Source organism: Kitasatospora putterlickiae, from assembly GCF_039527695.1.
Taxonomy (GTDB): domain Bacteria; phylum Actinomycetota; class Actinomycetes; order Streptomycetales; family Streptomycetaceae; genus Kitasatospora; species Kitasatospora putterlickiae.
Map to the genome: position 1 here is coordinate 35,198 of NZ_BAAAKJ010000016.1, position 4,778 is coordinate 39,975.

The 4,778-nt window shown below is 74.3% G+C and carries 3 protein-coding genes; all 3 read right to left on the bottom strand.

Features of this window, described 5'->3' with window-relative positions; all coding sequences use genetic code 11:
• Window positions 1-257: 257 nt before the first annotated feature.
• Window positions 258-1,835, bottom strand: a complete 1,578-nt coding sequence (locus tag ABD308_RS01610; RefSeq protein WP_344324294.1) for an MFS transporter — start codon at window positions 1,833-1,835, stop codon at window positions 258-260.
• A gap of 191 nt (window positions 1,836-2,026) precedes the next feature.
• A complete protein-coding gene (locus tag ABD308_RS01615) occupies window positions 2,027-3,751 on the bottom strand; it encodes a DUF885 domain-containing protein (protein ID WP_344324297.1) in 1,725 nt (574 codons plus the stop codon).
• 83 nt (window positions 3,752-3,834) lie between these two features.
• A complete protein-coding gene (locus ABD308_RS01620; RefSeq protein WP_344324300.1) occupies window positions 3,835-4,533 on the bottom strand; it encodes a rhomboid-like protein in 699 nt (232 codons plus the stop codon).
• Window positions 4,534-4,778 lie beyond the last annotated feature (245 nt).

A 4,778-nucleotide genomic window follows, 5' to 3' on the forward strand; every position in this document is an offset into this window, starting at 1 on the left:
GGCCACGGCGGTGGCCCGGGGGGTCACGCTGTGGGTGCCGACCACCACGGCCGCCACGGTGACCGCGGAGAGGGTCGTGGTGACCAGGGTCGGGGCCAGGTAGCGGCGTCGGCGGGTGCGGCGGCGGTGCTGGCCCATGCCTGGCGGCTCCTGTCCTGGTCGGCGGCGGTACGGGAACCGACTATGGCGGCCCGGGCTGGGAGGGGCGTGACGCGCCGCTGGGAACGCGATGAGAATTCAGCCGGTCGCCGCGCCGTTCACCGGGCTCGCTGGCGCTGCTGGGCCGGGGTCTGCTCCTGGGTCTGCGGCGCCCGCGCACCGGCTGCGTCCTCCGCCGCCCCGCCGACGGCCCCGGTGGCTCCGGCGGCCTCCCCCGGCGCCGGCCGGTGGTCGATCATCAGGAAGGCGATCAGCGCGGCCAGCAGCAGGATGCCCATCGCCACCCAGGTGGCGATGACGTAGCCGTGCACCGCGCCCTGGGCCTGGACGGCGGGGTCGCCCGCCCCGGCGATCCGGCTCGCCAGCCAGCTCGCGGTGGCGCTGGCCGCGATGGTGTTGAGCAGCGCCGTGCCGAAGGAGCCGCCGACCTGCTGGGCGGAGTTGATGGTGGCCGAGGCCGCGCCGGCCTCGTTCGGGGCGACCCCGAGGGTGGCCAGGCTCATCGACGGCATGAAGACCAGGCCCATGCCGAAGCCGAGCAGCAGTTCGGCCGGCAGCACCATGCCGGCCCACGGGCTGTCCACCTTCATCTGGGTCAGCCAGGCCATGCCGGCGGCGGCGAGCAGCAGCCCGGGCCCGATCAGGTTCCGGGACGGGATCCGGGTCATCTGCCGGGCCGCGAAGCCGGTCGAGCTGATGATGATGGCGGCCGTCATCGGCAGGAAGGAGACGCCGGACATCACCGGCGAGAACCCCTTGATCACCTGCAGGTAGTAGGTGAGGAACAGGAACAGGCCGAACATGCCGATCATGGCGAGGCCGACCGAGAGCGCCCCGCCGCCCCGGTTCCGGTCGGCGACGATGTGCAGCGGCAGCAGCGCGTGCGTGGTGCGCTTCTCGACCAGGACGAACACCGCGAGCAGGGCCACGCCGAGCAGCAGCGAGCCCAGCACCAGCCAGTCGCCCCAGCCCCGGGTGACCGCCTCGGACATGCCGAACACGATGGCGAGCAGGCCGCCGCAGCCGAGCAGCGCGCCGGGCAGGTCGAGCTTGACCCGGGTGCCCTTGCCGATGTGGTCGCGCTCCAGGACCGAGAACGCCGCGAAGGCCGTCACCACCGCGATCGGGGTGTTGACGAACAGGCACCAGCGCCAGTTCAGGTACTCGGTCAGCAGCCCGCCGGTGATCAGGCCGATCGCGGCGCCGCCGCCGGCGATCGCGCCGAAGATCCCGAAGGCGGTGCTCCGCTCCTTGGGGTCGGAGAAGGTGGTGGAGAGCAGGCCCAGCGCGGAGGGCGCGAGCAGCGCTCCGAAGGCGCCCTGGAGGGCGCGGGCCGCGAAGAGCATGGTCGGGCCGGTCGCGGCGCCGCCGATCGCGGAGGCGAGCGCGAAGCCGAGCAGACCGATGGTGAAGACGCGCTTGCGGCCGAAGAGGTCGCCGAGCCGGCCGCCCAGCAACAGCAGGCCGCCGAAGGCCAGCGTGTAGGCGGTGATCACCCATTGCCGGTCCGCGTCGGATATCCCCAGGTCCTTCTGGGCCGACGGGAGGGCGATGTTCACGATGGTGATGTCGAGGACGATCATCAGCTGGGCGATGGCGATGACCGCCAGGGCCCACCAGCGGCGGGACTCCGCCGCCGGGTGACCGTCGGGGGCTTGGGCTTGGGCAGAAGACACTGGGGGAGCCTTTCCGGAGGGGTGCGGAGAGGTCACGCAGTCGCCTTCAAGCCAAACGCGCGGGGTGGCGAATGGCAAGGAAAAATCTGCTCAAATCGGTCGAACCAGGACCAAAGAACCAGGGTCGTAGGTCCACGGCACGAGGCCCCCGGGACCGTCCCCGGGGGCCTCGCGCCGCCGCTCACCGGCCGCTACAGCGCCGAGAGCTCCGCGACCAGGTCGTCCAGGCCCAGCGAGCCCTGCGACAGCGCCGCCATGTGCCAGGCCTTGAGGTCGAACACCTCGCCGCGCGCCTCGTGCGCCGCCCGGGCCGCCGCCCGTCCGCGCAGCCAGGCCCGCTCGCCCAGCTTGTAGCCGATCGCCTGCCCGGGCAGGCCCAGGTAGCGGACCAGCTCGCTGTCCAGGAAGTCGGCGGACAGCCCGCAGTACAGGCCGAAGAACTCCCGCGCGGCCTCCGGCGAGACCCGCTCCCCCGGGCGGTACGGCGAGTCCGCCGGGAAGTCCAGGCCCACGTGCATGCCGATGTCGACGATCACCCGCAGCGCCCGCATCATCTGCGCGTTGAGGTAGCCGAGCCGGTGGCCGGGGTCGGTGAGGTAGCCGAGCTCGTCCATCAGGCGCTCGGCGTACAGCGCCCAGCCCTCCAGGTTGGCGCTCACCCCGCCGAGGCTGACCTGGTAGGTGGAGAGCCGGTCGGCGACGTAGGTCCACTGCGCGAGCTGCAGGTGGTGGCCGGGGACGCCCTCGTGGTACCAGGTCGAGACGAGGTCCCACTCCGGGAACCGCTCACGGCCCAGCAGCGGCAGCCAGGTCCGGCCGGGGCGGCTGAAGTCCAGCGACGGGGCGGTGTAGTACGGCGCGGCGGGGCTGCCGGCCGGGGCGATCCGCGACTCGACCCGGGTGACCGGCTCGGCCAGGTCGAAGTGGGTGCCCTGGAGGTCGGCGATCGCGGAGTCCATCAGGCCCTGGAGGAACTCACGGGCCGCCTCGGCGCCCTGCCGCGCGGGGCCGTCGGTCTCCAGCCACTTCATCGCCTCCATCGGCTCGGCGCCGGGCCGCACCTTCCCGGCCTCGGCGCGCATCTGGGCGAGCAGGTCGTGGAACTCTCCCCAGGCCCAGGCGTAGGCCTCGTCGAGGTCGAGGTCGGCACCGGTCCAGTAGCGCACCCAGCGGCCGTAGCGCTCGCGGCCGACGGTGTCGGACTGGTCGGCGGCGGCGGGACCGTAGACGTCGCGCAGCCAGTCGCGCAGGGCGGCGACCGCCTCGGCGGCGGCCACCGCGTGCCCGGCCAGCTCCTCGCGCAGCGCCTCGGGGGCCGGCCGGACCAGATCGCCGAACCAGCCGCCCGGGGTCTCCCCGGTCAGCCACTCGCCGAGCTGGCCGGTCACCGTGACGACCTGGCGGGGGCCGGACAGCAGACCGCGCTCGACGCCCTCGGCGAGGGTGGCGCGGTACCCGGTGAGCGCCTCGGGCACCCGGGCCAGGCGGCGGCCGAGGATCCGCCACTGCTCCTCGGTGTCGGTGGGCATCAGGGTGAAGACGTCGCGGACGAGGTGCAGCGGGGAACCCAGGTTGTGGACGGCCCGGTACCGCTCGCCCGCGTCGTGCACGGCGAGCTCGGCGGTGAGCCGCTCGCGCAGCAGGCGGGCGCAACGGCGTTCGGCCTCGTCCCGGGGGGTGCCGGACGCCTCGGCGGCGTCGAGGGCCGCCTCGGCCCCGTCGAGCCGGGCCAGGGTGGCGCGGCCGAGTTCGGCGATCGCCTCGGCGCCGGCCGGGGAGAGGTCGGGGAGGCGGTCGTCCTCGGGGTTCAGACCCAGGTACACCGCGGTCAGCGGGTCGAGCTCGGCGAGGTCCCGGACATAGGCGTCGGCGACACTGCGGGGTGTGGTGCCGTCGGAGCTGATCAGTTCAACCATCCGGACATCATTTCGTGGCCCGCGCCGTTTGCAAGCCCCTTCCGGATGGCATGGACCGGCCAGATCGAGCCGTACCGCCGGGGTCAGCCGCCCGCGCGGCGCGACCTCCGGCGCCGCAGCGCCCGGCGCGGGTCCCAGCGGGGCCGTCCGTGGGCGAAGGGGGCGAAGGCGAAGCCGATCAGCGCGGCGCTGACGTGCCCGAGGTCCGTGAAGGTGTGCGAGACCAGCAGCGGCACCAGGTAGCAGAGCAGCACCCCGCCGCCGTACAGCCACCGCCAGCCGCCGGCGAACCGGTGGGCGAGCACCGCCACCACCCCGGCCAGCGCGTAGGAGACGCCGACGTCCACCGTGTCGGCCATGCTCCGCCGCAGGGTGCCGTGGGCGATCCCCCAGGCCACCACGCCCTCGCTCACCAGGGTCGCCAGCACGTGCGCGGTCGCGGCCACGATCAGCCAGCGCGCGGTCCCCAGCCAGCGCTCGGCGTTGGCGTGGAACAGGGTGAACAGCACCGCGTAGAGCGGCCAGCCCGACGTCTCCGTCCACAGCGCGCTGGCCACCAGGGCGTGCACCGGGCGCGAGCGCAACTGCTCCAGGTTGGTCGAGCGGGCGGCCAGGAACCAGTCCAGGGTGTGCGGGTCCATCCGCGCCACGACGAGGCTGGTGACCGCCAGGACGAGCAGCCACAGGTACGTGCCGGGCGCCGAGCGGACCCAGGCCAGGACGGCGTGCGGCACCCCTCGCGGCCGGCGCGCCCGGGGCGGCCGTTCCAGGGTCTGCGCCATCCGGCGGGCCTCCTCGGGACTGCGGCGTGCTGCGTCCCATCCTCGGGCGGCACCCGGCGGGCCGCCTCCCGGAAGGGCCCCGGACGAGTACAAACGCCCGTTCGGAAGATCGGTGCAGACCCGGCTCCCATCCGGCCCGGGGCCGTTACGCTGACCGCCATGGAAGCCAGCCCAGCGTCCGTCCCGCCCGCCCCCGAACCCGCCGCCCGGCCTCGGCGCGCCGGGTACCGGCGGCGGCCGGTGCA